At 43.7% G+C, this 25322-nt stretch carries 26 protein-coding genes; 15 read left to right on the plus strand and 11 right to left on the minus strand.

From position 1 onward, the window contains the following. Positions 1 to 58: 58 nt before the first annotated feature. From OQY15_RS00185 to OQY15_RS00195, 3 genes are all read left to right on the plus strand, one after another. Entirely contained in the window at positions 59 to 1921 is a 1863-nt protein-coding gene (locus OQY15_RS00185) for a TonB-dependent receptor (RefSeq protein ID WP_265786327.1), read from the plus strand. 77 nt (positions 1922 to 1998) lie between these two features. Further along, positions 1999 to 2715 carry a pirin family protein gene (locus OQY15_RS00190; protein WP_265786328.1) on the plus strand — a complete coding sequence of 239 codons (717 nt, stop codon included), beginning with the start codon at positions 1999 to 2001 and terminating at the stop codon, positions 2713 to 2715. A 2-nt stretch (positions 2716 to 2717) separates the two neighbouring features. Beyond that, on the plus strand, positions 2718 to 3026 hold the full coding sequence (locus tag OQY15_RS00195; protein ID WP_265786329.1) for a hypothetical protein: 309 nt from the start codon (positions 2718 to 2720) through the stop codon (positions 3024 to 3026). A 54-nt stretch (positions 3027 to 3080) separates the two neighbouring features. Here OQY15_RS00195 and OQY15_RS00200 read toward each other — a convergent pair whose 3' ends face one another. Both OQY15_RS00200 and OQY15_RS00205 read right to left on the minus strand, forming a co-directional pair. Beyond that, entirely contained in the window at positions 3081 to 3482 is a 402-nt protein-coding gene (locus OQY15_RS00200; protein ID WP_265786330.1) for a YtxH domain-containing protein, read from the minus strand. Between the two features lie 97 nt (positions 3483 to 3579). Then, positions 3580 to 4020, minus strand: coding sequence for a DoxX family protein (locus tag OQY15_RS00205; RefSeq protein WP_265786331.1), 441 nt, complete (start codon positions 4018 to 4020; stop codon positions 3580 to 3582). Between the two features lie 161 nt (positions 4021 to 4181). Between OQY15_RS00205 and OQY15_RS00210 the strand changes: the two genes are divergently transcribed. The 5 genes from OQY15_RS00210 (at position 4182) to OQY15_RS00230 (ending at position 11614) form a co-directional block, all read left to right on the plus strand. Then, positions 4182 to 4949: a phosphatase PAP2 family protein gene (locus OQY15_RS00210; protein WP_265786332.1), complete on the plus strand. Its 768-nt coding sequence runs from the start codon at positions 4182 to 4184 to the stop codon at positions 4947 to 4949. A 44-nt stretch (positions 4950 to 4993) separates the two neighbouring features. Continuing rightward, positions 4994 to 7612 (plus strand): glucosidase, encoded by a 2619-nt coding sequence (locus tag OQY15_RS00215; protein ID WP_265786333.1) that lies wholly within the window; start codon positions 4994 to 4996, stop codon positions 7610 to 7612. 36 nt (positions 7613 to 7648) lie between these two features. Next, positions 7649 to 8731, plus strand: a complete 1083-nt coding sequence (proB, locus tag OQY15_RS00220; RefSeq protein ID WP_265786334.1) for a glutamate 5-kinase — start codon at positions 7649 to 7651, stop codon at positions 8729 to 8731. A gap of 5 nt (positions 8732 to 8736) precedes the next feature. Next, entirely contained in the window at positions 8737 to 9987 is a 1251-nt protein-coding gene (locus OQY15_RS00225) for a glutamate-5-semialdehyde dehydrogenase (protein ID WP_265786335.1), read from the plus strand. Positions 9988 to 10108: 121 nt separating this feature from the next. Then, a complete protein-coding gene (locus tag OQY15_RS00230) occupies positions 10109 to 11614 on the plus strand; it encodes a malate:quinone oxidoreductase (protein WP_265786336.1) in 1506 nt (501 codons plus the stop codon). Here OQY15_RS00230 and OQY15_RS00235 read toward each other — a convergent pair. Both OQY15_RS00235 and OQY15_RS00240 read right to left on the minus strand, forming a co-directional pair. Beyond that, on the minus strand, positions 11604 to 12479 hold the full coding sequence (locus tag OQY15_RS00235) for a lysophospholipid acyltransferase family protein (protein WP_265786337.1): 876 nt from the start codon (positions 12477 to 12479) through the stop codon (positions 11604 to 11606). The two genes, OQY15_RS00230 and OQY15_RS00235, sit on opposite strands and share 11 nt — an antisense overlap. A gap of 120 nt (positions 12480 to 12599) precedes the next feature. Further along, positions 12600 to 13049 (minus strand): Lrp/AsnC family transcriptional regulator, encoded by a 450-nt coding sequence (locus OQY15_RS00240; RefSeq protein WP_265786338.1) that lies wholly within the window; start codon positions 13047 to 13049, stop codon positions 12600 to 12602. A 209-nt stretch (positions 13050 to 13258) separates the two neighbouring features. Between OQY15_RS00240 and OQY15_RS00245 the strand changes: the two genes are divergently transcribed. Both OQY15_RS00245 and OQY15_RS00250 read left to right on the plus strand, forming a co-directional pair. Beyond that, on the plus strand, positions 13259 to 14122 hold the full coding sequence (locus OQY15_RS00245) for an RNA polymerase sigma factor RpoD/SigA (RefSeq protein WP_265786339.1): 864 nt from the start codon (positions 13259 to 13261) through the stop codon (positions 14120 to 14122). 2 nt (positions 14123 to 14124) lie between these two features. Then, entirely contained in the window at positions 14125 to 14514 is a 390-nt protein-coding gene (locus OQY15_RS00250) for a hypothetical protein (RefSeq protein ID WP_265786340.1), read from the plus strand. A 95-nt stretch (positions 14515 to 14609) separates the two neighbouring features. Here OQY15_RS00250 and OQY15_RS00255 read toward each other — a convergent pair whose 3' ends face one another. The 5 genes from OQY15_RS00255 to ribD form a co-directional block, all read right to left on the minus strand. Beyond that, positions 14610 to 14900 carry a hypothetical protein gene (locus OQY15_RS00255; RefSeq protein WP_265786341.1) on the minus strand — a complete coding sequence of 97 codons (291 nt, stop codon included), beginning with the start codon at positions 14898 to 14900 and terminating at the stop codon, positions 14610 to 14612. Positions 14901 to 15037: 137 nt separating this feature from the next. Next, on the minus strand, positions 15038 to 16264 hold the full coding sequence (locus tag OQY15_RS00260; RefSeq protein ID WP_265786342.1) for a multidrug effflux MFS transporter: 1227 nt from the start codon (positions 16262 to 16264) through the stop codon (positions 15038 to 15040). Then, positions 16261 to 16872 (minus strand): YigZ family protein, encoded by a 612-nt coding sequence (locus OQY15_RS00265; RefSeq protein ID WP_265786343.1) that lies wholly within the window; start codon positions 16870 to 16872, stop codon positions 16261 to 16263. The genes OQY15_RS00260 and OQY15_RS00265 overlap by 4 nt, the downstream gene beginning before the upstream one ends. Next, positions 16862 to 17725 carry a DMT family transporter gene (locus OQY15_RS00270; RefSeq protein ID WP_265786344.1) on the minus strand — a complete coding sequence of 288 codons (864 nt, stop codon included), beginning with the start codon at positions 17723 to 17725 and terminating at the stop codon, positions 16862 to 16864. The genes OQY15_RS00265 and OQY15_RS00270 overlap by 11 nt, the downstream gene beginning before the upstream one ends. Beyond that, on the minus strand, positions 17725 to 18777 hold the full coding sequence (gene ribD, locus OQY15_RS00275; RefSeq protein ID WP_265786345.1) for a bifunctional diaminohydroxyphosphoribosylaminopyrimidine deaminase/5-amino-6-(5-phosphoribosylamino)uracil reductase RibD: 1053 nt from the start codon (positions 18775 to 18777) through the stop codon (positions 17725 to 17727). Before ribD ends, OQY15_RS00270 begins: the two co-directional genes overlap by 1 nt. An 83-nt stretch (positions 18778 to 18860) precedes the next feature. Between ribD and prmC the strand changes: the two genes are divergently transcribed. After that, complete coding sequence (gene prmC, locus OQY15_RS00280; RefSeq protein ID WP_265786346.1) at positions 18861 to 19706, plus strand: peptide chain release factor N(5)-glutamine methyltransferase; 846 nt, start codon at positions 18861 to 18863, stop codon at positions 19704 to 19706. A gap of 12 nt (positions 19707 to 19718) precedes the next feature. On the opposite strand, the gene xerD is transcribed toward prmC, so the two are convergent. After that, positions 19719 to 20618 carry a site-specific tyrosine recombinase XerD gene (gene xerD / locus OQY15_RS00285; RefSeq protein WP_265786347.1) on the minus strand — a complete coding sequence of 300 codons (900 nt, stop codon included), beginning with the start codon at positions 20616 to 20618 and terminating at the stop codon, positions 19719 to 19721. 42 nt (positions 20619 to 20660) lie between these two features. On the opposite strand from xerD, the gene aroQ reads away from it, so the two are divergent. Then, positions 20661 to 21083, plus strand: coding sequence for a type II 3-dehydroquinate dehydratase (gene aroQ / locus OQY15_RS00290; protein WP_265786348.1), 423 nt, complete (start codon positions 20661 to 20663; stop codon positions 21081 to 21083). Here aroQ and OQY15_RS00295 read toward each other — a convergent pair. Further along, the gene (locus OQY15_RS00295) at positions 21058 to 22083 is read right to left on the minus strand and encodes a glycosyltransferase family 2 protein (RefSeq protein WP_265786349.1); all 1026 of its coding nucleotides are present in this window, start codon (positions 22081 to 22083) and stop codon (positions 21058 to 21060) included. The genes aroQ and OQY15_RS00295 overlap by 26 nt on opposite strands. Positions 22084 to 22190: 107 nt before the next feature. Here OQY15_RS00295 and OQY15_RS00300 point away from each other — a divergent pair, with 107 nt between their 5' ends. From OQY15_RS00300 to mgtE, 3 genes are read left to right on the plus strand one after another with little or no spacing between them, the layout of a single operon-like run. After that, a complete protein-coding gene (locus tag OQY15_RS00300; RefSeq protein ID WP_265786350.1) occupies positions 22191 to 22802 on the plus strand; it encodes a WbqC family protein in 612 nt (203 codons plus the stop codon). 3 nt (positions 22803 to 22805) lie between these two features. Then, the gene (gene corA / locus OQY15_RS00305) at positions 22806 to 23924 is read left to right on the plus strand and encodes a magnesium/cobalt transporter CorA (RefSeq protein ID WP_265786352.1); all 1119 of its coding nucleotides are present in this window, start codon (positions 22806 to 22808) and stop codon (positions 23922 to 23924) included. 45 nt (positions 23925 to 23969) lie between these two features. After that, the gene (gene mgtE, locus OQY15_RS00310; RefSeq protein ID WP_265786354.1) at positions 23970 to 25319 is read left to right on the plus strand and encodes a magnesium transporter; all 1350 of its coding nucleotides are present in this window, start codon (positions 23970 to 23972) and stop codon (positions 25317 to 25319) included. Positions 25320 to 25322: the final 3 nt, after the last annotated feature.

The following is a 25322-nucleotide window of genomic DNA, read 5'->3' on the forward strand; positions in this document are numbered from 1 at the left end:
ATTTTCCTGTGTTAATCTGTCTGCGGATTGCCTATCTTCGCAGCATTTTTAATAGCACATGAAGAAAGTTTTACCTGTTATGGTAGCATGTATGCTCTCTGCCGGATATGCAGCAGCGCAAAGTGATACTACAAATAATCTCAATGAAGTATTGGTGAAGGAGAATCGCCTGAAGCTTCCATTTTCTAAACAAAACCGCAATATCTGGATCATCGATAACCAGCAGATCAAAAATCTGCCCTCAAGATCTATCAGTGAATTACTGAGCTATGCTACCGGTGTAGATGTTCGTCAGCGTGGCCCGGGTGGCGTACAGGCCGATATCAGTATTGACGGTGGTACTTTTGATCAGACGCTCGTTTTGCTGAATGGCGTGAAAGTATCAGATCCACAGACAGGGCATAACATGATGAATTTGCCGATATCAATTGATGATATTGATCATATCGAAGTGCTCAGGGGTTCTGCCTCGCGTATTTACGGTCTGAATGCGCTCACAGGAGCAATAAATATCGTCACCAAATCCGCTGTAACTACCGGAGTTTCGGGAAATGTCTTTACCGGAAGCAGCTTTAAGAAGAATGGCAGTGGCAAGGTGTATGGTAATTATGGTGTCCGCGCTACGGGAACCCTGGCGCTGAAAGAATCGAGCCACCTGTTCTCTGCAGGACAGGAAGCCGGAAATGGTTACCGTCACAACACTGCTTTTGATAACCAGAAGATCTACTACCAGGGAAAATTCAATGTAGGTAAATCTGATCAGCTGGATGTGACAGGTGGATATATCCACAATAACTATGGTGCAAACGGTTTTTTTGCTGCCGGAACAGAGTCTGAAGAAACCGTTAAAACGGCTATTGCCACTGTTGCCTATAAAACAAAGCTGAACTCTTTCTGGACTTTGCTGCCAAGGCTGAGTTACAGAAACAATGTGGATGACTATATGTATATCAAGCAAACGCCGAATATAGCCCATAATCACCACGTTACACAGGTAATGAGTGCAGAGCTGAACAATACTTTTGAAACCGGAATCGGCGAGTTTGGCTTAGGTCTGGAAGGCAGGAAAGAAAAAATCAACAGCAATAACCTCGGAAAAAGAGACAGGGATAACCTGGGGATTTATGGTGAGTATAAGTTTGATCTGGTTAAAAACCTGCTGATCAATGCTGGTACTTATGTGAATTACAATTCTGATTTCGATTGGCATGTAATGCCGGGAATTGATGCAGGTTATACCTTTCTGGATAACTGGAAAGTATTTGTGAATGTAGGTACCGGCGTTAGGCTTCCGACATTTACCGATCTGTATTATGCGGGGCCTCAGAATATCGGAAACGACCAGTTGCGTCCGGAGAAATCGCGCTATATTGAAGGTGGTTTGAAATATAATTCTAATCACTTTGTCTTAAATGCCAGTGTATTCAAAAGAAGAATCACTGATTTTATCGACTGGGTAAGAGCATCCGAAACCGTAAAATGGCAGCCAAATAACTTTGCACAGCTCAATAGTACGGGCTACACCCTGAGCGCTGATTACAATACAGGTCAGCTGAGCAATGCCGGCATGTTCAACAGCATGAGATTTGGCTTGTCGTACACACATCTGGACCCAAAGGTGAAGACCGTGATCCCTATGGCTGTATTCTCGCGTTATGCGATCGAAACTTTACGCGACCAACTGACAGGTACAGCAAATGCGGATTTCCTGAAGGTGATGTCGCTGACAGTTACAGCGAGATATTGTGAACGAATTTCTTATAAGGATTATACCATTATGGATGCGCGACTGTCCTGTAAACTAAATAAAGGAAGCATCTACGCTGATGCATCGAATATTTTTGATGTAAATTATATACAGGCTCAGGCTGTACCGATGCCCGGAGTTTGGGCCACTTTGGGGTATAAGTTCACATTATAAAAGCATTTCTTATTCTATGATAAGATCGGACAAGAGCTGATGCTGTACATTTGAGCTATCAAATAAAGAATGACATCATGGCACAAACAGTATTACATACAGCAGCATCACGCGGAGTAGCAGATCACGGTTGGTTAAAAAGTCACCATACCTTTAGTTTTTCCAGTTATTTTAATCCTGAACGTGTTCAGTTTGGCGCACTGCGGGTATTGAATGATGATGAAGTTGCAGGAGGAAGAGGCTTTGGTGAACATCCTCATGATAATATGGAGATCATTTCCATTGCACTGGAAGGGACTTTGCAGCATAATGACAGCATGGGTAACTCTGCCAACATCGAGACCGGCGAGATCCAGGTGATGAGTGCCGGTACAGGTATTTACCATACTGAATATAACAAAAATGCAGCAGAACCGGTTAAATTTCTCCAGATCTGGGTGTTTCCGAATAAAAGAAATGTAGAGCCAAGGTACGATCAGGTGAAAATTGAAAGTCCTGCGCAGCCCAATCAGCTGGTACAGATTCTGTCTCCGAATCCGGAAGATGCCGGAGTTTGGATCTACCAGGATGCCTGGTTTAACCTGGGCAAGCTGGAGAAAGGCAGTACAGTAGATTACGCGATTCACCAAAAAAACAATGGTGCCTACATCTTTGTGATTGCGGGTAAAGTTGAAGTGAATGGTCAGTTGCTGGATACGCGTGACGGATATGGCATTTGGGATACAGATGGTTTTACGATCACCGCTGATGCCGATGCAGAGGTTTTAATTATGGATGTACCTATGAACCTGTAATCATGGAAAGACAAACTGAAATCCTGGTGATCTGCACCAATGCTCCAATTCTGGCAACGGTACTCAGATTGCTGAACACCAATGAAAACTGGAATGCCACCGGCGTCGCCAGTCCGGAAGAAGCCTTGAAGATGAGCAGGGAAGTACAGTATGAGGTTTTCCTGATCGGGGCAGGATTAACTGATGCAGAGGAAGAGCAGGTAGCCGCTCAGGTTAAAGAAATGCATCCTGACATTCATATCATCCCTCATTATGGAGGGGGCAGTGGTTTGCTCTTTGCAGAAATATATCTTGCTCTTGGCAGCAAATAAAAAAAGCAGACTATTTATAGTCTGCTTTTTTTATGTTTTTATATAAACTGATAGTTATGCGTTTTCAACATCAGTTTTGATATTATCCGCCAGGTTCTCAGCGCGGTTAAATTTAGATTTTACACTTTCTACAGCGATATCTTTCAAATCTGAAAGTTCATCTACACCATCCTGCAGTTTGCCGCTGTATGTTTGATATTTATCTTTAGCTGTATCAGTTAACTGATCTGCACCAGATTTGATCTTCTCTTTGTAAGTCTGCAGCTTGTCTTTTGCACTATCTGCAAGATCTTTGGATTTATCAGCGATCAAATCTCTGGTTTCAGTTCCGCTGGCTGGTGCAAATAACACCCCCAGGGCAGCACCAACTGCTAGTCCAGCTAATAAAGCAACAACAACAGGAGTTTTATCTGTATCGCTATGCAGCTGGTCGTTCAATAATTTCTTGTAATTCATGGCAATTAGTTTTTAAATAAATAATGTTTTGTCATTATTAGTTCAAAAACCAGTCCATATTTTGATAACTATCAAAAAATATTGAAAAATGAGCAGATTATTCCGCTAATGTTTGCCGGTCGTGTTCAATGGAGATAACTCCGTCACCTTCAACCAGAAAACAAATCAGCGCCAGTGCCACTATACAGGAGAACCAGAATTCTGAATATGGCCTGAAAATCTGTCCTGGCAGGTTCACATAAAATACTGCCACCAGCAGAATCGGAAGATTAAGCATGCAAAACATCCGAGTATGTGTACCCAGCGCAATCATCAATCCGCCAATCAAGTGAAGGGCAATGATGAGGTGTGCGAGCAGACTGATGGATACAGCGAATCCCAAACCTGCATTTTCCATGAGTGTAGTGAAAGCGTGTAAATTGAAAGCGAATTCAATTCCTTTCCACATTAAAGTTAAACCTAAGGCCATCCTGATATAGTCAAGCCATTTTGGATGATGACGATCACCCCATTCCTGAATTTTCGCTAATACTTTCATGATCTATACTTGGTTTAATTGTTATTATGAATGTACGAAATAAATATTGGATATTCCAAGCCAAATGAGAATTATAGAGCGGAAGAATGCTAGAAAGAGCAAATTATAAACTAAGCATATTTCCCAAAAGCCTTTTGGCACGTAATTTCGTACATTAGGTTATGTCTGCTAAATTGTTATTGCCATTCCTCATCATTTGTACCTTTACCAACGCGCTTCAAGCGCAGCAAACAGATTCAATTCGTCGTCAGGATACCGTTATACTGAGAGATCAGGGCAAGCTTAAGTTTTATGCGTTTATACCGGCCACTGTAGCCGTTGCCTACGGGTTTACAGCTCTTAATGCAGATTTTTTGCGCAGTGCCGATAACCAGATTCTCAAAACTATCAAACATGATAACAGGAATTTCTATACCAATGCTGATGATTTCTTACGTTATGTTCCCTCTGCAGCAGTTTACGCACTGGATCTCTTTGGTGTAAAAGGCAAGAATAACTTCCGTGATAAAACATCGCTTCTGGTTATCTCTTCTATATTTTCCGGGGTGACGATCAAAACGCTGAAGGCCAGTAGTAACAGGTTGCGTCCTAACGGCCTGAATGATTACTCATTCCCATCGGGTCATGCTGCTACGGCATTTGCATCTGCAGAATTTCTGCGTCAGGAGTATGGTGAAAATTCTCCCTGGTATACTGCTGCCGGATATAGTGTTGCTACGATGACCGCCGTACTCCGTTTATATAAAAGTTATCACTGGTTTAGTGATGTGGTTGCCGGAGCAGGGATTGGGATCCTATCTACAAAATTCGCTTACCTCGTTTATCCATCAGTAAAACGCGCCGTCTGGGGTAAGAAAAAAACAAATACCGTGCTGTTGCCAACTTATCAGAATGGTATGCCGGGATTATCATTTTCGGCTAAGTTTTAACGTTAAAACCATATATTCCGGTTAACATTCCTTATTATTGGTGTATGAACACCAGTACCCAAGTTAATCCGGAACAGGAGCGCATTGAAATCAACTATACAGGTAAAACCAATTGGCTGAAATGGGGACCTTATCTGACTGATCGTCAATGGGGAACGGTTAGAGAAGATTACAGTACCAATGGGGATGTCTGGAACCACGTGACTCACGATATGGCCAGGAGTAAGGCCTATCGATGGGGAGAAGAGGGATTGGGTGGTTTTAGTGATGATAAACAGTTTCTATGTGTAGCCCTGGCACTTTGGAATGGCAAGGATCCGATTCTCAAGGAACGTTTGTTTGGATTGACCAATGAGCAGGGTAATCATGGCGAAGATGTGAAAGAAATCTACTTTCATCTCGACAGCAGTCCTACCCACAGCTATATGAAAATGCTGTATAAATACCCATTGCAGGCATTTCCTTATCAGGACCTGGTCAACGAAAATGGACGCAGGGATAAAACACAACCAGAGTATGAACTGATAGATACCGGCCTGTTCGATAATGATGAATATGCTGATGTTTTTATAGAATTTGCCAAAAATAATGAAGAAGACCTGCTGATCAAATATACCATCTGGAACCGTAGTGCAGAGGAGGCAACGATTGATGTGATCCCACAGCTTTGGTTCAGAAATACCTGGTTTGACGGTTCGGCAAAGCCTGAGATACTCAACCACGGCCACAATACGCTTTTGTTGAGATCCGCAGATATTGGCGACTACCATTGTTGCGCTGATGGCAAGCCAACTTTCCTCTTTACAGAAAACGAGAGTAATAACAAACGTTTATACAACTTCCCCAATGGCGCTCCTTATGTGAAAGATGGTATTAATGACGCTATAGTACATGGCTTGCACACTGCGGTAAATCCTGATCAGAGTGGTACAAAAGTGGGCATCTGGTATCACCTGGATATCCCTGCAGGAGAAAGCAGGGAAGTACGTTTACGCTTATCCAAAAGTAAAAATGCGCAGCCATTTGCAGATTTTGACCAGACTTTTAAACAGCGTATTGCCGAGACTGATCTGTTTTACAGTACCTGTCACATGCACGCTGTAGATCCTGAAGAGCAAAATATGCAGCGCCAGGCATGGGCAGGGATGTTCTGGAACAAGCAGTTCTACAGTTATGATATTAACCGCTGGCTGAAGGGTGATGATGGACAACCACGGCCGGATGACAATAGGAAAAAGGGGAGAAACTCACACTGGAAGCACTTTGTGGCAAATGATATCCTATCCATGCCCGATAAATGGGAATATCCATGGTTTGCAGCCTGGGATCTGGCTTTCCACTGTGTCAGCTTTGCTGCAGTAGATCCTGATTTTGCCAAAGAGCAGCTGCGCCTGATGGTTAGCGCCAATTATATGCACCCCAGCGGTCAGCTACCGGCCTATGAATGGGATTTTGGCGATGTTAACCCGCCGGTACATGCGATGGCTACCTGGCATGTATACCAGATTGATAAAAAAGCCAAAGGTAAGGGGGATGTAGAATTCCTGATCGACCTGTTTAATAAGCTGCTCCTCAACTTTACCTGGTGGGTAAACCAGAAGGACAGTGAAGGCAACAATATATTTGAGGGAGGCTTCCTGGGACTGGATAATATCGGTGTGTTCAACCGGAGTCAGCCCGTGCCCGGCGGAGGTTTTCTGGAACAGGCAGATGGTACCAGCTGGATGGCCATGTATGCGCTGAACATGCTGGAGATCAGTCTTGAGCTGGCCTCACATCACCATGTGTTTGAAGCGATGGCCATTAAATTCTTTGAGCATTTTCTGTATATCGCCGGATCAATTTCTGCGATGGGTGAAGACTCTGCGGGACTTTGGGATGATCAGGATGGGTTTTATTACGATATGTTGCGCCGACCTGATGGAACGTCTGACCGGCTCAGGCTGCGAAGTCTTGTAGGACTGATCCCGATGTTTGCACAGGTAGTGTTTGAAGAAGCCAAATGGGAAAAGCTGCCTAAGTTAAAGAAGGCCATGGCTGCGTTTATGCAGAAACGTCCCGATCTGGTGAGGCTGGTGAGTCACTGGACAGATACCAAAGGTAATAACCAGCATTTACTTTCCTTACTGAGGGGACACCGGATGAAGCTGCTGCTCAAAAGAATGCTCGATCCAAATGAGTTTCTTTCTGACCACGGTATCCGTTCTGTATCAAAAGCTTACTGTCAGAATCCTTTCCGTTATCAGCTCGATGGTTCCCATTATACAGTTACATACCTGCCTGCGGAAAGCGACTCCAACATGTTTGGGGGCAACAGTAATTGGCGGGGTCCGATATGGATGCCGGTAAATTACCTCATCATTGAGTCGCTCAGAAATTTCCAGGACTATTACACCGACGAATTCAGGGTAGAATACCCTACAGGATCGGGCGAATATTTCAGTCTTGCCGAAATTGCAGACTTGCTCAGTAAACGTTTAAAAACACTATTTGTGAAAAATGGGGCAGGTGAACGACCCGTTTCGGGTGGTCACCCTAAATTTAATCATGATCCGCATTTCAAAGATTATATTCTTTTTTATGAGTATTTTAACGGAGATAATGGAAAGGGATTAGGAGCAGGCCACCAGACGGGCTGGACAGGATTAATTGCCCTCCTGTAGCAAAGAAATGATGTTTTTAAATTTTTACTCTCATATATGATGGCCGCTGCCTATAAAAGAATCGTCGTGAAGATAGGTTCTAATGTACTTACTCAACCAAATGGCTTTCCTGACCTCGCCAGGATTGAGCACCTGGTTGATCAGATCGTTACACTAAAAAAACTAGGTAAAACTGTGGTGGTGATTTCTTCAGGTGCTGTGGCATCAGGACGAAGTATGATCAGCATCTCCGAAAAACAGGACGCCGTGGCAGCGAGACAGCTGCTGGCCTCGATCGGACAGATCAAACTGATCAATACCTATTTGTCACTCTTTGAGCGACAGCAGATGTTGTGCTCGCAGGTATTGGTGACCAAAGAAGATTTCCGCGACCGCAAACATTATCTCAATATCAAGAGCTGTCTCTCTATACTTTTAAAACACCAGGTGATTCCGATCGTCAATGAAAATGACGTGGTTTCTGTTACGGAGCTGATGTTTACAGATAATGATGAGCTGGCCGGACTGGTAGCTTCAATGCTGGATGCGGATGCACTGGTGATCCTTTCCAATGTTGACGGTATCTATAACGGAGACCCAAAATCACCTTCTTCGAGTGTGATAAGGGAAATCAAAAGGGACAATGATACCATCAGCTCCTTCATCAGCACTGCGAAATCAGGCTCAGGCCGTGGTGGAATGGTGACCAAGCTGAGCATGGCGCAGAAGGTGGCTAAACTGGGCATTCCGGTTCACATCGCCAATGGCACCCGGGAAAATGTATTAACGGATCTGGTAGCCGGAAATGTGGTAAACACGTTTTTTGTACCCGAAAAGAATACCTCAGGAAAGAAAAAATGGATTGCACATTCCGAGGATTCAGCAACTGGGGTCGTGAAACTTAATGAGGGTGCTGCAAAGGCCTTGATTTCAGGCCAGGCACGAAGCCTTTTGCCGGTTGGTTTGCTGGATATCTCCTCGGATTTCAAGAAAGGTGATATTATCAGGCTTGTTGATGAGCAGGAAGTGCTGATTGGCTTGGGAATTGCTGAATATGGTTCTGATAAAGCCCGTGAAAGAATAGGACAAAAAGGAGAGAAACCTTTGGTTCATTACAATTATTTTTATGCAGTACGCTAATAGAAATGGAAAGAGATTATAGTTTATATTTTGAGAATGCAGTTAAGGCAAGCCGTACCATACACCGCCTGGCCAAGACAACCATCAATACGGTCTTAATTGAAGTTGCAGATGCTGTTATCGCCAATTCTGCGGCCATATTAGAGGCCAATCAAAAGGACCTGGATGCGATGTCTGCGGATGATCCTAAGTATGACCGCCTGCAGCTGAGCACCCAGAGACTGGCTGATATGGCCACCGAAATGAAGAATGTAGCAGCTTTGGAAAGCCCGCTTGCTGAAATAATTTCTGCAGATACGCTGCCTAATGGATTGCAGCTGAGCAAAATAAGAGTTCCGCTGGGCGTGGTGGGTGTAATTTATGAAGCCAGACCAAACGTCACGCTTGATGTTTTTGCACTGTGTTTCAAAACAGGGAATATTGCGCTGCTAAAAGGCGGAAGTGATGCTGAACATTCAAATATCGCTATTACTAAGGTGATCCATAGTGTGTTAAAAGCCCATGATATTGATGTAAACGTAGCCACGCTGCTGCCTGCCGAAAGGGAAGCCACAGCAGCATTGCTCAATGCCGTAGGTCTGGTGGATGTACTGATTCCGAGAGGAAGCCAGTCGCTCATCAACTATGTACGAAACAACAGTAAAATACCGGTGATAGAAACAGGGGCAGGGATAGTACATACTTTCTTTGATATTTCCGGAGATACAAAAAAAGGTAAGGACATTATCTTTAACTCCAAAACCAGAAGGGTAAGTGTTTGTAACTCTCTAGATTGTCTTTTGATCCATAAAGAACGTCTTGCCGATCTTGCAGCATTACTGGAACCGCTTGCGGCGAAATCTGTTCAGATCTTTGCTGATGAAGATGCCTACGATGCAGTTACCGGATCATATCCTGAACAACTGCTGTATCATGCCAGTGCGGAAGATTTTGGAACAGAGTTCCTGGATTATAAGCTGGCGGTGAAGACCGTGGACAACCTGGACAGTGCTTTATCACATATTTCTGACCACAGTTCAAAACATAGTGAAGCCATTGTGGCTGAAGATGAGGACACGATTAATACCTTCCTGACTGCCGTAGATGCTGCTGCAGTTTATGCCAATGCATCCACAGCTTTCACCGATGGTGGTCAGTTTGGGCTGGGTGCGGAAATAGGAATCAGCACGCAGAAACTGCATGCAAGAGGACCTATGGGACTGGCAGAACTCACCAGTTACAAGTGGGTGGTTCGTGGAAATGGTCAGATAAGATAAATTTTCCTCCTTTCATCAAAAAACTTCAAAATATGACGCATAAAATAGAAATTTTAGGCCCAACTATGCGTCATTATATTAATTTTGTGGCCGACATATAAGAATAAATGATCTTCCCTTCATGAGCAGTAAAAATATTGATTCAAATAAAGTAGTTGATGTAGTGTTAATTGGTGCAGGCATTATGAGTGCGACACTTGGCGTACTTTTAAAAGAGCTGTCACCGGAATTAAGCATAGAGATTTTTGAACGGCTCGATGTTGCTGCCGCAGAGAGCTCGGATGCCTGGAATAACGCCGGCACAGGACACTCAGCTTTTTGTGAGTTAAATTATACACCTCAGCTGGCAGATGGATCAGTGGAAACAAAAAAAGCTGTAGCCATTGCCGAATCTTTTGAAGTATCAAAACAATTCTGGTCTTTCCTGGTACAGAATAATCTCGTTGGTGCTCCGGAGTCTTTTATCAAAAGTATTCCGCACATGAGTTTTGTCTGGGGAGAGAATAATGTCGACTTCCTGAAAAAACGATATACCAAATTGATGGAATGCGAATTGTTCCAGGGCATGACTTATTCTGAAGATGCGAAACAGCTGCAGGAATGGATGCCGCTGGTAATGAATGGCAGAAATCCTGAAGAAAAAGTTGCTGCAACAAGAATGCTGCTGGGTACCGATGTTAATTTTGGAGCCTTAACGAGGATGATGCTCAATACATTGATGACCAAACCTGATGTGGATATGGAATTCAATAAGGAAGTACGCAGGCTGAAGCAGAAAAACGGTATCTGGGAAGTGAAAATCAAAGACCAGGAAACGGGTGAGAAGAGAACTGTAAAAGCAAAATTTGTATTTATTGGTGCTGGTGGTGGTTCATTGCCATTGCTGGAAAAATCTGATATCCCGGAAGGTAAAGGTTTTGGTGGCTTCCCTGTAAGTGGTCAGTGGCTCAAATGTGTGAACCCTCAAGTGATTGAACGTCATCATGCAAAAGTATATGGTAAGGCATCAGTTGGTGCACCGCCAATGTCTGTCCCTCACCTGGATACCAGGATGATTGATGGCAAAAAAGCGCTTTTGTTTGGTCCATACGCAGGATTTTCTACAAGATTCCTGAAAAACGGATCATTGCTGGATCTTCCATTATCTATCAAAGTAAACAACATCAGACCCATGATTGCTGCAGGTCTTGACAATATACCACTCACCAAATACCTGATTGATCAGGTAAGGCAGTCGCCCGAAGACCGTATGGATGCTTTAAGGGAATATCTGCCGGAAGCTGTTATCGAAGACTGGGAACTGGAAACTGCTGGTCAGCGTGTACAGGTGATCAAGAAACATGCTGAACATGGTGGGATTCTTGAATTCGGAACTGAGGTGGTAACTGCAGCGGATGGTTCAATTGCTGCCTTGCTGGGTGCTTCTCCGGGTGCTTCAACTGCGGTTTCGATCATGGTGACCTTAATGGAACGCTGTTTCAAAGACAAGATGAACACTTCAGAATGGAAATCCAAACTGAAAGAGATGATCCCTTCTTATGGAAAAGCGCTAAGTGAAGATGCAAAACTGGCTTCATCCATCAGAAATCAGACAACAGACGTACTGAACCTTCAGGTTACTGATTAGGCTGATGTTTCCATCTCTTATGACTCCATAACCAGTATTCGGGTTTTTCCCGGATAATGGTTTCCAATAGGCTGACGTGCAGCGCTGTTATTTCCTGCTGAGTACTTTCAGCGGGATTGAGACAAAGAGGAACACACTCTACCTGGTAATACCCTTTTTTAAGTACATTTACTTTCAGATAAAACACTGGTCTGTTGATTTTTATAGCGATCTTCTCCATGCCCTGTTGAAATGATGTCTGCTGGTTCAGGAAGGTCATCCATTCATGAGATTCGTTCTTTGGAGGGGCCTGGTCATTACCAAACAGGAACATGGTAGCTGTATTTTTTGTTTCTGTGAGCGCCCTGTAGGTTTGTCGCATGGCAATCAGCTTGTTTCCGAACCGGCTTCTGATATGGTTAAACCACTGGTCAAATGCTTTGCTGGAAAGTGGTTTATAAATAGGGTAGGTATCTCCTGAATAACTTAATCCAAGGGAGACGGTACCCCATTCCCAGTTTCCGTAATGCGCAGAACACGCTACTACACTGATACCCTTTGCTGCATATGCATTGAGTTGCTCTACGTTTGTAAAGGTAAAACGACGCTGAAGTTCTTTTTTTGATATCGTAGACATCTTGACGATCTCGAAGATCAGCACGGAGAGATATTTAAAATACCGTTTTTCGATCTGATTGATTTCTTCATCTGTTTTTTCCGGGAAAGCATTTCTCAAATTGGTGCTGACCACTTTCCTGCGGTATCCCGTAATATAATAGAGGACCCAGTAAAGGATTGTTGCGAAGACATATAGTACCGGTAATGGCAGTAGGGAAAGTGCATAGATAAAAAACAAGCCAATATAGGAGGGTATCCTTTTCAACATCTTCTGTAATTAAGATGCAAACTTAATGTTTTTCACGGGAAAGTACCGTTTCTGAGCAAGAAACCAACATCGGGCTTCCCCTGCAGGAGGCGTTGAGTTTGGGGAAGCCCGAGGGTGTTTTTAGAAGGTAAAGCCTCTGTCCGGGATCACTTCATCCAATTCCATTTCAACACGCATCACACAGACCCTTGGAATCCGGGCAATGCTTTCTTTGACCCTGTCAAATGATTTACTGTCCTGTGTTGCCACCTTTACCCTCACATTAGTTGTTCCGCTAATGCTGGTACAGGAACATACTTGTAAAATTGGAAGTAATTTGGCCTTCAGCTCGTCCATAGATATACAAGTTTTGATGTAAAGATGGCCAACTGCATAGATACCTACAGACGAAGGATCCAGTTGTGCAGTAGTACGCAGAATTACTTTATTTTCTTTAAGAATCCTTATATACTTACTTACAGAACTTTGACTGCGGTAGACTATCCCGCCAATTTGCTTATAGCCCATGTCTCCATCTTTGTGAACAATCCTCAGAATGTCTTTTTCTACATCACTCAGTTCATTTTTCATGTTTTTTTATTTTGGTTAGGGCTCTAATTTAATCTGTAATTAGACAATTAACCTATGGATGAAAATTATTCGCATTTTGCACATATATGTCTAGTGAAACCAAGGGATTATATCAGTTCTGACTTTACAATCGAATATATTTTCAGTTTTTGAGGATCTTCTTTCTTTTATCGTAATTATTGCAAAGATTTGTGTAACTATTATTTGAAATGAGAGAATTAAAGCTAAATCCAACAATCACGGAAAGAGGTACGGATTCAATCCACAGGTACCTCACTGAAATTGCGAAAATCCCCTTATTAAATGTCGATGAAGAAATAAGGCTGGCAAAAAAAATCAGGGAAGGAGATCAGGCTGCGCTGCATAGATTAGTCAGCTCCAACCTGAGATTTGTCGTTTCTGTAGCCAAGAAATATCAGCATAACGGACTGAGTCTGGGCGACCTGATTAATGAGGGTAATCTTGGACTGATCAAGGCGGCAGTCAGATTTGATCATACCAAAGGATTCAAATTCATTTCCTTTGCCGTATGGTGGATCAGGCAGACGATCATTCTTGCGATCTCCGAACAAACCCGGATTATCCGGTTGCCATTGAACATTATCAATTCAATCAATCACATTAATAAAGCCTCGGTCTTACTGGAGCAGCAGCTGGAACGACAGCCCACTCAGGGAGAAATTGCCGATGGGATGAGTATGGCGGAGCCCAGACTAAAAAATCACCTCTGCAGTGCGCCCAGGACATTACATCTTGACAATGGGCTGAACGCTGATTCGAAAACGCCATTGCTGGATACGATTGCCGGAGATATGACTACTCCTGATCACCACTTTTACCGCATGGATCAGGCCTATGATATCGCAACGATGCTGAGGTGTTTATCTGAAAGGGACGGAAATATTATAAAGATGCATTTTGGTTTAACCGGCAAAATTCCCATGTCGCTGGAAGAGATTGGAAGGCAACTCTGTTTGAGTAAGGAGAGGGTAAGACAGATCAGGGATGGGGCAGTAAAGAAGCTCAGGTTAAGAGCGCTAAGACAGAATTTTAATCCAACTCTATTTCCATAATTATGCTATATTATTATTTGGCCGAAAGTTTATGTGAGCTGGGTCTGCTGAAGTATCTTACTGAAAGATTGGAATCTCCAAATTTTCTGCTCATCGAATTCAGAAATTCTGCTTTCATCAAATGTGAAATCGAACGGATCAAAGCCAGGGCCGCTGTAGATATGCTGATATTCGGTGATCATACCACTATATTTTTATTCAGATATATCCAGGAGATTAACAGGCTAATCATTAGGCTGCTTGACATACTGGATGATTTGTCGGAATTTTTCAGCTGGACTGAGCGGCAAATGGTTCAGTACAACTATGCCACGATATTAAAAGAAGGACTGACTGATTTATGTGATTATTTTACGGAACTCAAAAAGTTATATCAGGCAGGGAAGGATTAGTCATGATAAACATCTAAAAAAGAAAAGAGTAGCAACATTCATCTTTTGTTGGAGATGGATGTCACTTCTCTTTATCAGTAATATGAGACAAAAGGTTATACAAATGCGGGTGTAGGACTCGCGGGATCATTTCCCTGAATCTGGTTTCTGCGGATCTGTGCCGCTTCAGTTGGTCGTGTGGGATATGTTTCCTTTATGCCGTTTATGGCGTCATAAATCAGAAATACACCCAATATAGCCTCCTGTATACTGGTTACAGGGTGTCTTTTAACACTCCTTAGTCCCCGTTGAAAAATATAGGCACCGGCAACTATTGAAATGACTCTTTTTGCAGTGCTTAACGTCTCATTCTTATTTGTCTCCAGCAACTTATTTGCTGCTGACATGGTTATTTTATGCTTTATTGTCCTGAACATATCTTTTCAATTGATCTCTAAATTGAACACCTGCCCGCTTTTTTTGTTTGGTGTTTTTTGAAAGAACTACAATTTAATGATGACTCAACCCGGCAGCATGCTTAAACCTAATGAAAAGCGACAGCCCCGTCTTTACTGGCTTCAACCTTTGTTTTGATAGTTTTCCGGCCGAAATACAGGATTGTCAGCGCCACTAAGGAGGTAGAAGCCATGATGGCTACCAGGGGTAGCGAAGAGCGGGTGTCAAACATACTCACTCCAATGGAGGCCAGCGTACCAAGTCCCATTTGGATAGCACCCATCAGCGCGGAGGCACTGCCGGCATTCTTTGTAAAGGGAGCGAGCGACAAGGCAGAGGTATTCGGACTGGCAATGCCTAGGCAGCTCAGAAATACAAACAGTAAAAATATCGTTGCCGGTAATCCAAACCAGCCGTTAAAACTTCCTGCAAGAAAAACCAGACCAGTTATTCCCTGGCAGATCAAGGCTGCAAAGATCAGTTGCTCGCTGCTGTACTTTTTGAGCAGCATGGTGTTTACCTGACTGGCGCCAATCAGGCCGATCGATAAAAAGGCGAAAATCCAGCCGTAGGTTTCTTCTTTAACAGCAAAAATATCCATGAAAAGTAAGGGAGAGCCTGCTACATAGGCAAAAAGTCCTGAGAAGGCCACTGCACCGGTGAGGGCATAAGTATAAAACTGAGGCTCTGTAAGTACTTCCCAAAAGTTTTTCAGGATTGGCTTTGGCTTTAGGGAAATACTTTTATCTGGCTGATAGCTGCTTGGTAAACCAAAGATACTCGCCAGCAGGTTGATGAGGCCAAGTAACATGAGCACAATAAATACCGAGTGCCATCCAAAGGCTGTGGTTACGTATCCGCCAACTGTGGGTGCGATCATGGGAGATACACCTACAACGAGCATCAGGAGAGCAAATACTTTCGCATTTTCTGATACAGGAAACAAATCCCTAACCATGGCAATTGAAGCAACCGCTGCCGCGCAGCTGCCTATAGCCTGTACACACCTTAGTATAATCAGCATATCAATAGTTGAGGCATAGGCACAGCCTATAGATGCGAGGATATAGACGCTGAGGCCAATATACAAGGGTATCTTCCTGCCAAAACGATCAAGCAGCGGACCGTAAAGTAGCTGCCCTACGCTAATCCCGATAAAAAATCCCGATAGGGATAAAGAGACCTTGGCAACAGTCGTATGGAGGTCTGCGGCGATTGCAGGAAATCCCGGCAGGTACATATCGATTGAAAACGGGCCTAATGCCGTAAGTGAACCTAATAGAAGAATCAGGAAAAAGTTTCTGGTTTTTGTCATTGGGGGAGATATTTTACGTTAATTCCTTCCTGCTTTTCTATTCTCTGCAGTACTTTGTTCAGTTGAGCCTTTCTCACTTCAAATACAATGCTGCAATCATTGTCGAACTGCTGTGTGATGATATTCAGCTGTTCTTCTTTAATCAATCGCATGACATCGTTCATCATCAGGTAGCCGAAACGAAGTTCATATCTGTCGTTGATTGTTTTTTCGCTGATTTCTGCAGCAGAGAGCGCTTCAGCAGCAGCAGATTTATAGGCATTGATTAAACCCGGCACTCCAAGCAGTGTACCGCCAAAATAACGGACTACAACAATCAGGATATTGGTGACATCTGCAGATAAAAGGGTGTTTAATATCGGCCTGCCTGCGGTACCTGAAGGTTCGCCATCATCATTGACGCGGAAAACATTACGGTCAGGACTCAGCCGGTATGCATAGCAAAAGTGGTTTGCCTTGGTATGTTCCGCACGCAGGGCAGTGAGTATTGGTTTCAGCTCTGCTTCTGAGTTCATAGGATAAGCAAAAGCCAAAAATTTGCTTCCCTTGTCTATAAACAACCCTTCAGCAGGTTTTTCAATCGTTTTGTAAGTATCGTCAAACAGCATTTGCCTGGGATAATGTGATAAAGAGAATGGCTGCCAGTGCGAGGGCGATTCCAATGTAATTGACTTTGCTCACTTTTTCTCTGAAGAGCAGGATGCCCACGAGGCTGCCCAGCACGATCACACCCATGTTCATTGCGGCAAAAACAGTTGAGGGATTCCCTGACATCGCGCGGTGCGCCTTCATATAAAACAGGATATTGCCAAAGTTGAAACAGCCCAGTACAATCCCGCAGGCGAAATTGATCAGCTGCACTTTCTGTTTTTTAACGGTCACAGTGTACAATAGAATCAGCATTGCTACAATAAAGGAGATACAAAAGACGATGAGAAGCGCACTTGTATAGGGTATAGACAGGTCCAACGCCAACTGCTTAAAGATCACATCGATGATTCCGAAGCCAACGAATACCAGGACAGGGTAGAGATAGCTGAATTTCTCAGACCTGGGAGCTGATTTTCGGAATAATGTTAAGAATATAGCGACGAATCCCAGAATTAGTCCGGCAATTCTGAATGTACTGAATTTTTCCCCGAAGAGGAACAATGCGGCAAGAATGGGAATAAAGAGAGATAACCGCTGTGCGATATCAGTTTTTACAATACCTATGTTTCTTACGGAGGCGGCAAGCACCAGAAACAGTACCGGCAACAACACGCCCAGCACCAGTGTTAATACGGGAGGGACTATAACAAGAGTCGCTATGGCTGGTCTGAAAAAGACGAAACTCAGGAGGATTGCCGCCAGGTAATTCCACATGACAGCCTGCAAAACATTGATCTGATATCTTCTCGCCAGTTTAAGCAGCACGGCTACAGTCACGCTGCAGCAGATACTCAAAAATATATATATCATTAATTCCTGATGTTTTCATAAATGGTTAAAAGGTCCTGATCAACCTCTGTTACCGAGCTGATCTTTCCGTTGATTTGGGGCGAGTATATGCCTGTATCCCAGTTGTTTTTTGAATTGAATACCCGAGCCTCATCCCACAGTCCGGCAGCAATAAACTGGTTCAGAATATTGGCGCCACCTTCAATAATTACAGACTGAATATCCATCAGGTACAACTGATAAGCTATTTTCTGTGGCAGATAGAATTGCATATCTTCCATCGATATAAAATAGATATTGCCGGCTAAGTCAGTTTTGATTTCATTCAGAATCACAGTTTTAGCACCTGCACTGTACAGGTGGTTATGCTCCGGCACCTGCAGCTGCCGGTCTACCAGGATCCTTACCGGATCTTTGCCGGTCCATTCCCTGGCATTCAGCTGTGGGTTGTCTGCAATAGCTGTCTGTTTACCAACCAGCACTGCATCTTCTTCCGTACGCCACTGGTGTACCAGCTTCTTGGCCAGGGGGCCACTGATCCATTGCTGTGTACTATTTTTTGGTGCAAAATATCCATTTGCTGTTCTAGCCCACTTCAGTATGATATAGGGACGCTGCTGCGTGATTCTCGTAAAAAAACGACGGTTCAGCTGTAAACCTTTGTCGGCTAATACCCCATGCACAACCGTAATTCCCGCTGCCTGCAGCTTGCCAATGCCTTTCCCATCTACGTCAGGGAAGGGATCTCTGTTACAGATGACCACTTTTTTCACCTGATGACGAACCAGCAGATCTGCACAGGGTGGAGTTTTACCAAAATGAGCGCATGGTTCAAGACTAACATAAACGGTTGCTTTTTTTAAAAGCTCCGCTGCCGCATCGCCGTAAGTGGCCAGCACTGCATTTACGGCATTTACTTCAGCATGTGCCTCTCCATATTTCCGGTGATAGCCTTCGCCAATAATTTTTCCTTCAGTAACGATCACACAGCCAACCATAGGATTCGGACTTACACTGCCGTTCCCCATTTCTGCCAATTCGAGACAGCGTTTCATGAATAATTCATCACTCATAAATGCAAAAGTACCTTCAATTTATGAGATGTTGAAATATTTCAAACATAGACATGCAACATTATTAATTACTTTTGCGGGCAATGACACTGAAACAATTTGAACACGAATTTATTGCTGAACTGAGCCCGCTGTATGATGCACAGGAAGCCCGGCAATTGTTTTACATGACAGCGGAGTATGTTTCAGGGCTCAGCAGGGCAATGATACCGCTGCAGGCGGCACAAGCGGTGAGCGTGGAGCAGGAGGGTAGCTATCAAAATATACTTCGTGAATTAAAAGAGGGCAGACCAGTACAGCATATTTTTGCTGAAGCCTGGTTTTACGGTCTTAAATTTATGGTTAGCAGTTCGGTATTGATTCCCCGTCCGGAAACCGAAGAGCTTGTACACTGGATTCTGGAAAGCGCAGCAACGCGAAAGTTTAGCAGTTTTCTGGATGTAGGTACAGGTAGCGGTTGTATTGCGATCACGCTGAAAAAGAAAATGCCTGCTAGTCATGCAAACGCTCTCGACGTATCACGCGATGCTTTGCAGGTTGCGCAGGAGAATGCATCTTTAAATGGGACTGATATCAATTTTATTCAAATTGATATTCTCAAATATAGCAGTATTGACAGCTATGATCTGATCGTTAGTAATCCGCCTTATATTACCCCGAAAGAACGCCTGGAAATGCACCGGAACGTACTGGCCTATGAACCTGAGCTGGCTCTTTTTGTCACGGAGGAGGATCCATTGATATTTTATAAAAGTATAGCAGATTTCGCCCTCAGTCATTTAGAAACATCAGGCTATCTCTTTTTTGAAATCAATGAGTATTTGGGTAAGGAAATGATAGAAATGCTGGAAGGTAAAGGGTTTATCGATATCGAGTTAAGGAAAGATATGCAGGGTAAAGACCGGATGATCCGCTGCCAGCTCAAATAGCTGAACTGCAGTTTAAGTACGGGGATGAAAATCGGTGATGATACCTTTTAGATAATCCCTGTCCAGATGTGTATAAACTTCGGTAGTGGTAATACTGGAGTGTCCGAGCATTTCCTGAACTGCCCTCAGATCGGCACCCCCTTCAATGAGATGGGTAGCAAAGGAATGACGGAAGGTATGGGGACTGATACTTTTTTTCAATCCTATTTCTCCGGCAAGAGCCTTGATCATCGTAAACACTGATATCCTGGAAAGGCGTGTGCCCAGCCGGTTTAAAAAAATATAATCCTCATTTCCCTTTTTGATATCCTGCTGGGCGCGAATCTCATGAAGATAAATGTCAATAAATTTAAGGGCAGTCTCCCCAATGGGCACTATACGCTCTTTGTTGCCTTTACCGGTCACTTTGATATATCCCTGTGCCGCATTGAGGTCTGAGATCCGCAAGGTAATCAGTTCCGTTACTCTAAGTCCACACCCATACAAAACTTCGACGATAGCTTTGCTGCGCATGCCTTCTGATTTGGAAGCATCAATGGCAGCAATCAGTTCATTGATCTCTACAACATTCAGTACATCAGGCAACTTTCTGTTCAGCTTTGGGGCTTCCAGCTGTTCAGAAGGATCTACATCAATCAGTCCTTCGAGCATCAGAAAACCAAAAAAAGACTTTAGTCCTGAAATTACCCTTGCCTGCGTATTTGGCAACATACCCAGCTCATTCAGCCAGGTTACAAATCCGTATAAATCACTGTCCTTTATATCTTTAATTACGAAGTCCTTACGTTGTACTTCATAATATTGAGCCAGCTTGTCCACATCATTGAGGTAGGCCTCTACAGAGTTTCCCGACAATCCTCTTTCCAGTTTCAGAAAGTTTTTGAACGACAGATGATGAGGGTATTTATTCACAGAAAATTTTAAATGTTGTTTTTAAAGATTAAGTTTGGGTGGATGAAGATACAAATTATTAACGGACCAAACTTAAATCTCCTGGGCAAAAGAGAACCCGGAATCTATGGCAACCAGAGTTTCGAGGATTATTATACCGAATTGACAACACGTTATGCCGGCACTGCCGAACTGGAATATTACCAGAGTAATGTAGAAGGTGAGCTCATTAACAAGCTGCATGAAGTGGGCTTTTCCTATGATGGTATTGTCATCAACATGGGCGCATATACACATACTTCTGTCGCGATCGCAGATGCAATTGCAGGGATCAAAACCCCGGTAATTGAAGTTCATATCTCAAATATCTACGCACGTGAAGAATTCAGGCATACCTCATTGAGTGGCAGAAACTGCAAGGGTGTACTGACGGGATTTGGAATGGACGGATACCGTCTGGCTATCGAAAATCTGTTAGCTGGCTAAACTTTCTGATGCCCCTGATAAAAAACTGCCATACGATACTGGAGTGATATACTCCGGTAAGTTTGGTGTAGGGGATTTGCTGGTGTCCTCTCTTTGAAGCTGTACGGCGCATGCTTTTCACAAACTGATAATGCGCTTTATTCACGGCGCCTGCAAATTTGTATTCTCCTTTCATCAGAAACTGGATGAGTGCAATGAAGTCCATACACATCCTGAAGAAAATCCCCCATACGGCTTCGCCAAAGGGCAGGTTTTTCTGCATGATAATGAGGTTGTTCCTGAAGTTGAGGAACACCTTAAAAGGGCTGTTTGCGGCCAGCGTTCCACCACCAATGTGGTACACCTCAGCCTCGGGGCAATAAATCACCTTATAACCCAGGTTTTTCAGCCGCCAGCACAGATCAATCTCTTCCATGTGGGCAAACAGATCAGGATCCAGACCACCACTTTCAATCCATTGCTGATGTTTGATAAAAAATGCAGCGCCACTGGCCCAGAATACTTCCCGCTGATCGTTATACTGACCATGGTCAGTTTCAATCTGGTCAAACAATCTTCCCCTGCAAAACGAAAAGCCATCCCTGTCCATAAAACCACCGGCAGCACCCGCGTATTCAAACTTTGATTTATCGCTGTACCACTTGATTTTTGGTTGTGCAGCAGCAATCTGAGGATCGGCTTCCATCGCCTGTATGATGGGTCTGATCCAGTTTTGCGGAACTTCAACGTCGGAATTGAGCAGGATATAATAATCGGCTTCTACATGAGCCATCACTCTGTTGTAACCCTCTGCAAAACCGTAATTGTGATCGTTCTGTACGATGCGTACCGCAGGGAAATGTTCCCGGACAAAATTTACAGAATCATCAGTAGAGGCGTTGTCGCCAACGATCACTTCCAGCCGGCTGTAATCGGATTGCAGGATGCCCGGCAGGAAGCGGGACAACAGATCTTTACCATTCCAGTTCAGGATAACAACGGCTACACTTGGTTCTAACATTAGGATTTATACACTGGTTTAAGACATATAAAAACATTTAACACTAGGAGATAGCCTTTTTTTATCATTATTTTGCCTGTATTGAAAATGCAAACATAAATTAACCAATGCACAATTCTGCTATATTTCCACTTTTTTATCTTCCCCCGGTCAGTTATTTCTCTGCAATCAATGCAGTGGAGGATCAGTTTCTGATTGAAAGGGAGGAGCATTTCCCCAAACAAACTTACCGCAACAGAACGCGGATATACTCGCCAAATGGCCCTCTGGATCTGTTTTTGCCAGTAATTAAGGGTTCTAAATACCATACCAAAGTTAAAGATGTTAAGATCAGTTATGATTTTAAATGGCAGCGCCTGCACTGGCTGAGCCTTGAAAGCTGCTACCGCAATTCTCCTTACTTTGAATATTATGAGGATGAACTGGCACCTTTCTACCAGAAAAAATTTGATTTCCTGTTTGATTACAATTTAGAAATACTGCAATGGATCTTTAAGCAGTTAAAAAAGACTCCTGAAATTGAGTTTACGACTGAGTATATCAAGGAGCTGCCGGCGGAACTCGATTACCGTACTAAACTTCATTTTAAGACTCCGGAGCTGGTTTTACCAGTGAAACCATACCATCAGGTTTTTGAAGACCGGGCTGGATTTTTACCAAACATGAGCATAGTGGATTTGTTATTCAACCAGGGCCCGCAGGCTAAAAACTATCTCTAGTTTATGAATAAAAGAAGCAGATCACAAAAGAAGAAACAAAACTATAACGTGCGTAAGGCGGGTACCAGTCCGGGACTGGTGTATATCGATGAGAATGCACTCAAACCCAGGATTACCTTATACCAGTTTAATGACAAAAGTTATAAAAGCAGGAAACTGGAAAACCTGAATGATATTGCAAAGATTCTGGAAGATAAGAATTATACCTTTTGGATAGATATCAAGGGATTCGATAATGCAGAGATGTTTGAAATTCTTGGCCGTGATCTGCACATCAACAAGCTGGTACTGGAAGATATTACTGTCACTTACCAGCGCCCAAAGTTGGACGAGTATGACGGTTATGTGTTTGCTGTGAGCAGAATGCTGATGATGGATGAAAACAATTGTCTTGAAAATGACCAGCTTTCATTTATCCTGACCGACAATGCGCTGTTTACTTTTAAAGAGAGTTATGCCGACTGCCTCGGACCTGTTAGACAGCGCCTGGAAGCAGGTAAAGGCAATATCCGGCTGGCCGGAAGCAGTTATATCATGTATGCCATCATGGATATCATCGTGGATACCTATTTCGAGATCCTGGGTACATGGACTGAAGAGCTGGATCAGATCGAAGACCGCTTACTGGAGAAACCTGACAAATCTATCATGTATGATACTCAGCTGATTAAAAGAAACCTGATCAGTATGAGGAGGGTAACATGGCCGGAGCGGGATAAACTCAACGATATCCTGCGTAGCGACAGTCCGCTGATTACCGATCAGACCAAACTGTATGTGAGGGATGCGTATGATCATTGTATACAGATCATCGATATCGTGGAGTCACTCAAAGAGATTTCTGCCAGTAATATAGATATGTACTTATCCCTGATCAGTAACCGGATGAATGAAATCATGAAGGTACTGACGATCATCTCATCTATTTTTATTCCACTGACCTTTATCGCCGGGATATACGGGATGAACTTTGCCGACCGGGATCCGGTGACGGGTAAACTGATGCCGCTGAATATGCCCGAATTGTATGAGCCTCATGGCTACCTGTACACGATGGTTGTTATGGGACTTATTGCCGTGGTACAAGTGATCTATTTTTGGCGACGTGGCTGGTTTAAGTAAAAGCCAGGGGACTTAAAAGAGAAAATATCCTTATCTTAGCGCTGCATGCAATCCTATGAACTCAACCGCACAGATGTAACCAAGTTAAAATCTGCACTAACCGGAAGCGATAGCCAGCTGGCTGTAATTTTGGATGAATATCACGCGTCCGAAATCGCGATTTTGTTTGAGAGTCTGACGCAGGATGACCGCCAGCGTATCATTAACCTGCTGCCCGTAGAAACGGCTTCGGAAATCCTTTCCGAGATGCACGAAGAAACGCATCCCGAAGAGCTTTTGCTGCAGCTACACCCGGATAAACGTACGGAAATCGTTGAAGAGCTGGACTATGATGATGCCACGGACATTATCTCCCAGATGGAAGAGCATGAGCAGAAGGAGATCCTCAGCGATCTGAGTGAAGATGATGCTTCGCATATCCGTAACCTGCTGAGCTACGACGAGGATACGGCGGGTGGACTCATGAATACGGAGTTCATCAGTATCCATTTAAAACTTACAAAAAAAGATGCCATAGACGAGATCATTCGCCAGAGCGAAGAGATCGAGGAGTTTTACACCATTTTTGTGGTAGATGATAACAATGTTTTCCAGGGAATAGTATCGCTGAAAGATATCATCAAGGCGAAGGGAAATGTGCAGATTACCGAGTTGGTCAAGTCTGATGTGGCCTGGGTGAGCCCTGATACGGATCAGGAGGAAGTTGCCGGATTAATTTCCCAGTATAATATTACCAGTATCCCGGTACTGGATCATCAGATGAAGTTGCTGGGCAAGGTTACATTTGATGACGTGATCGACGTACTCGAGGCAGAAAACACCGAGGACATTCTGAAGATATCCGGGGTATCCGAAGAAGAGGAACTGAGCGGTAATTGGCAGGAAGCGGTGAAATCAAGGCTGCCCTGGCTGATCATCAACTTGGGAACAGCCTTCCTGGCATCAGCAGTGGTGCGTTATTTTGAACCCACAATTGCAAAGATAGCAGTGCTGTCGGCATACATGACCATTATTGCCGGTATGGGTGGTAATGCAGCCACTCAGGCACTTGCGGTTACTGTGCGCAGGATCTCACTGTACGATCTCACGGATAATCAGGCTTACCGAACTGTCCTCAAAGAATTTACCGTAGGATTGATCAATGGTGCTGTTACAGGTCTGATCGTATTCGTTTTTGCGCTGTGTTTTGACGCTAATCCTTTACTGGGTGTCGTGATCTTCCTTGCCATGACCGGAAACCTGCTGATTGCAGGCGTGACTGGAGCGGGGATACCACTGATCCTGAAAAGGGTAGGGATAGACCCGGCAATCGCTTCATCGATCATTATCACCACCTTTACAGACGTTTTCGGATTTATGCTACTACTTGGGCTCGCCAGCAAGTTATTGCTGTAAGGG

This window comes from Pedobacter sp. MC2016-15 (assembly GCF_026239695.1).
GTDB lineage: Bacteria > Bacteroidota > Bacteroidia > Sphingobacteriales > Sphingobacteriaceae > Pedobacter.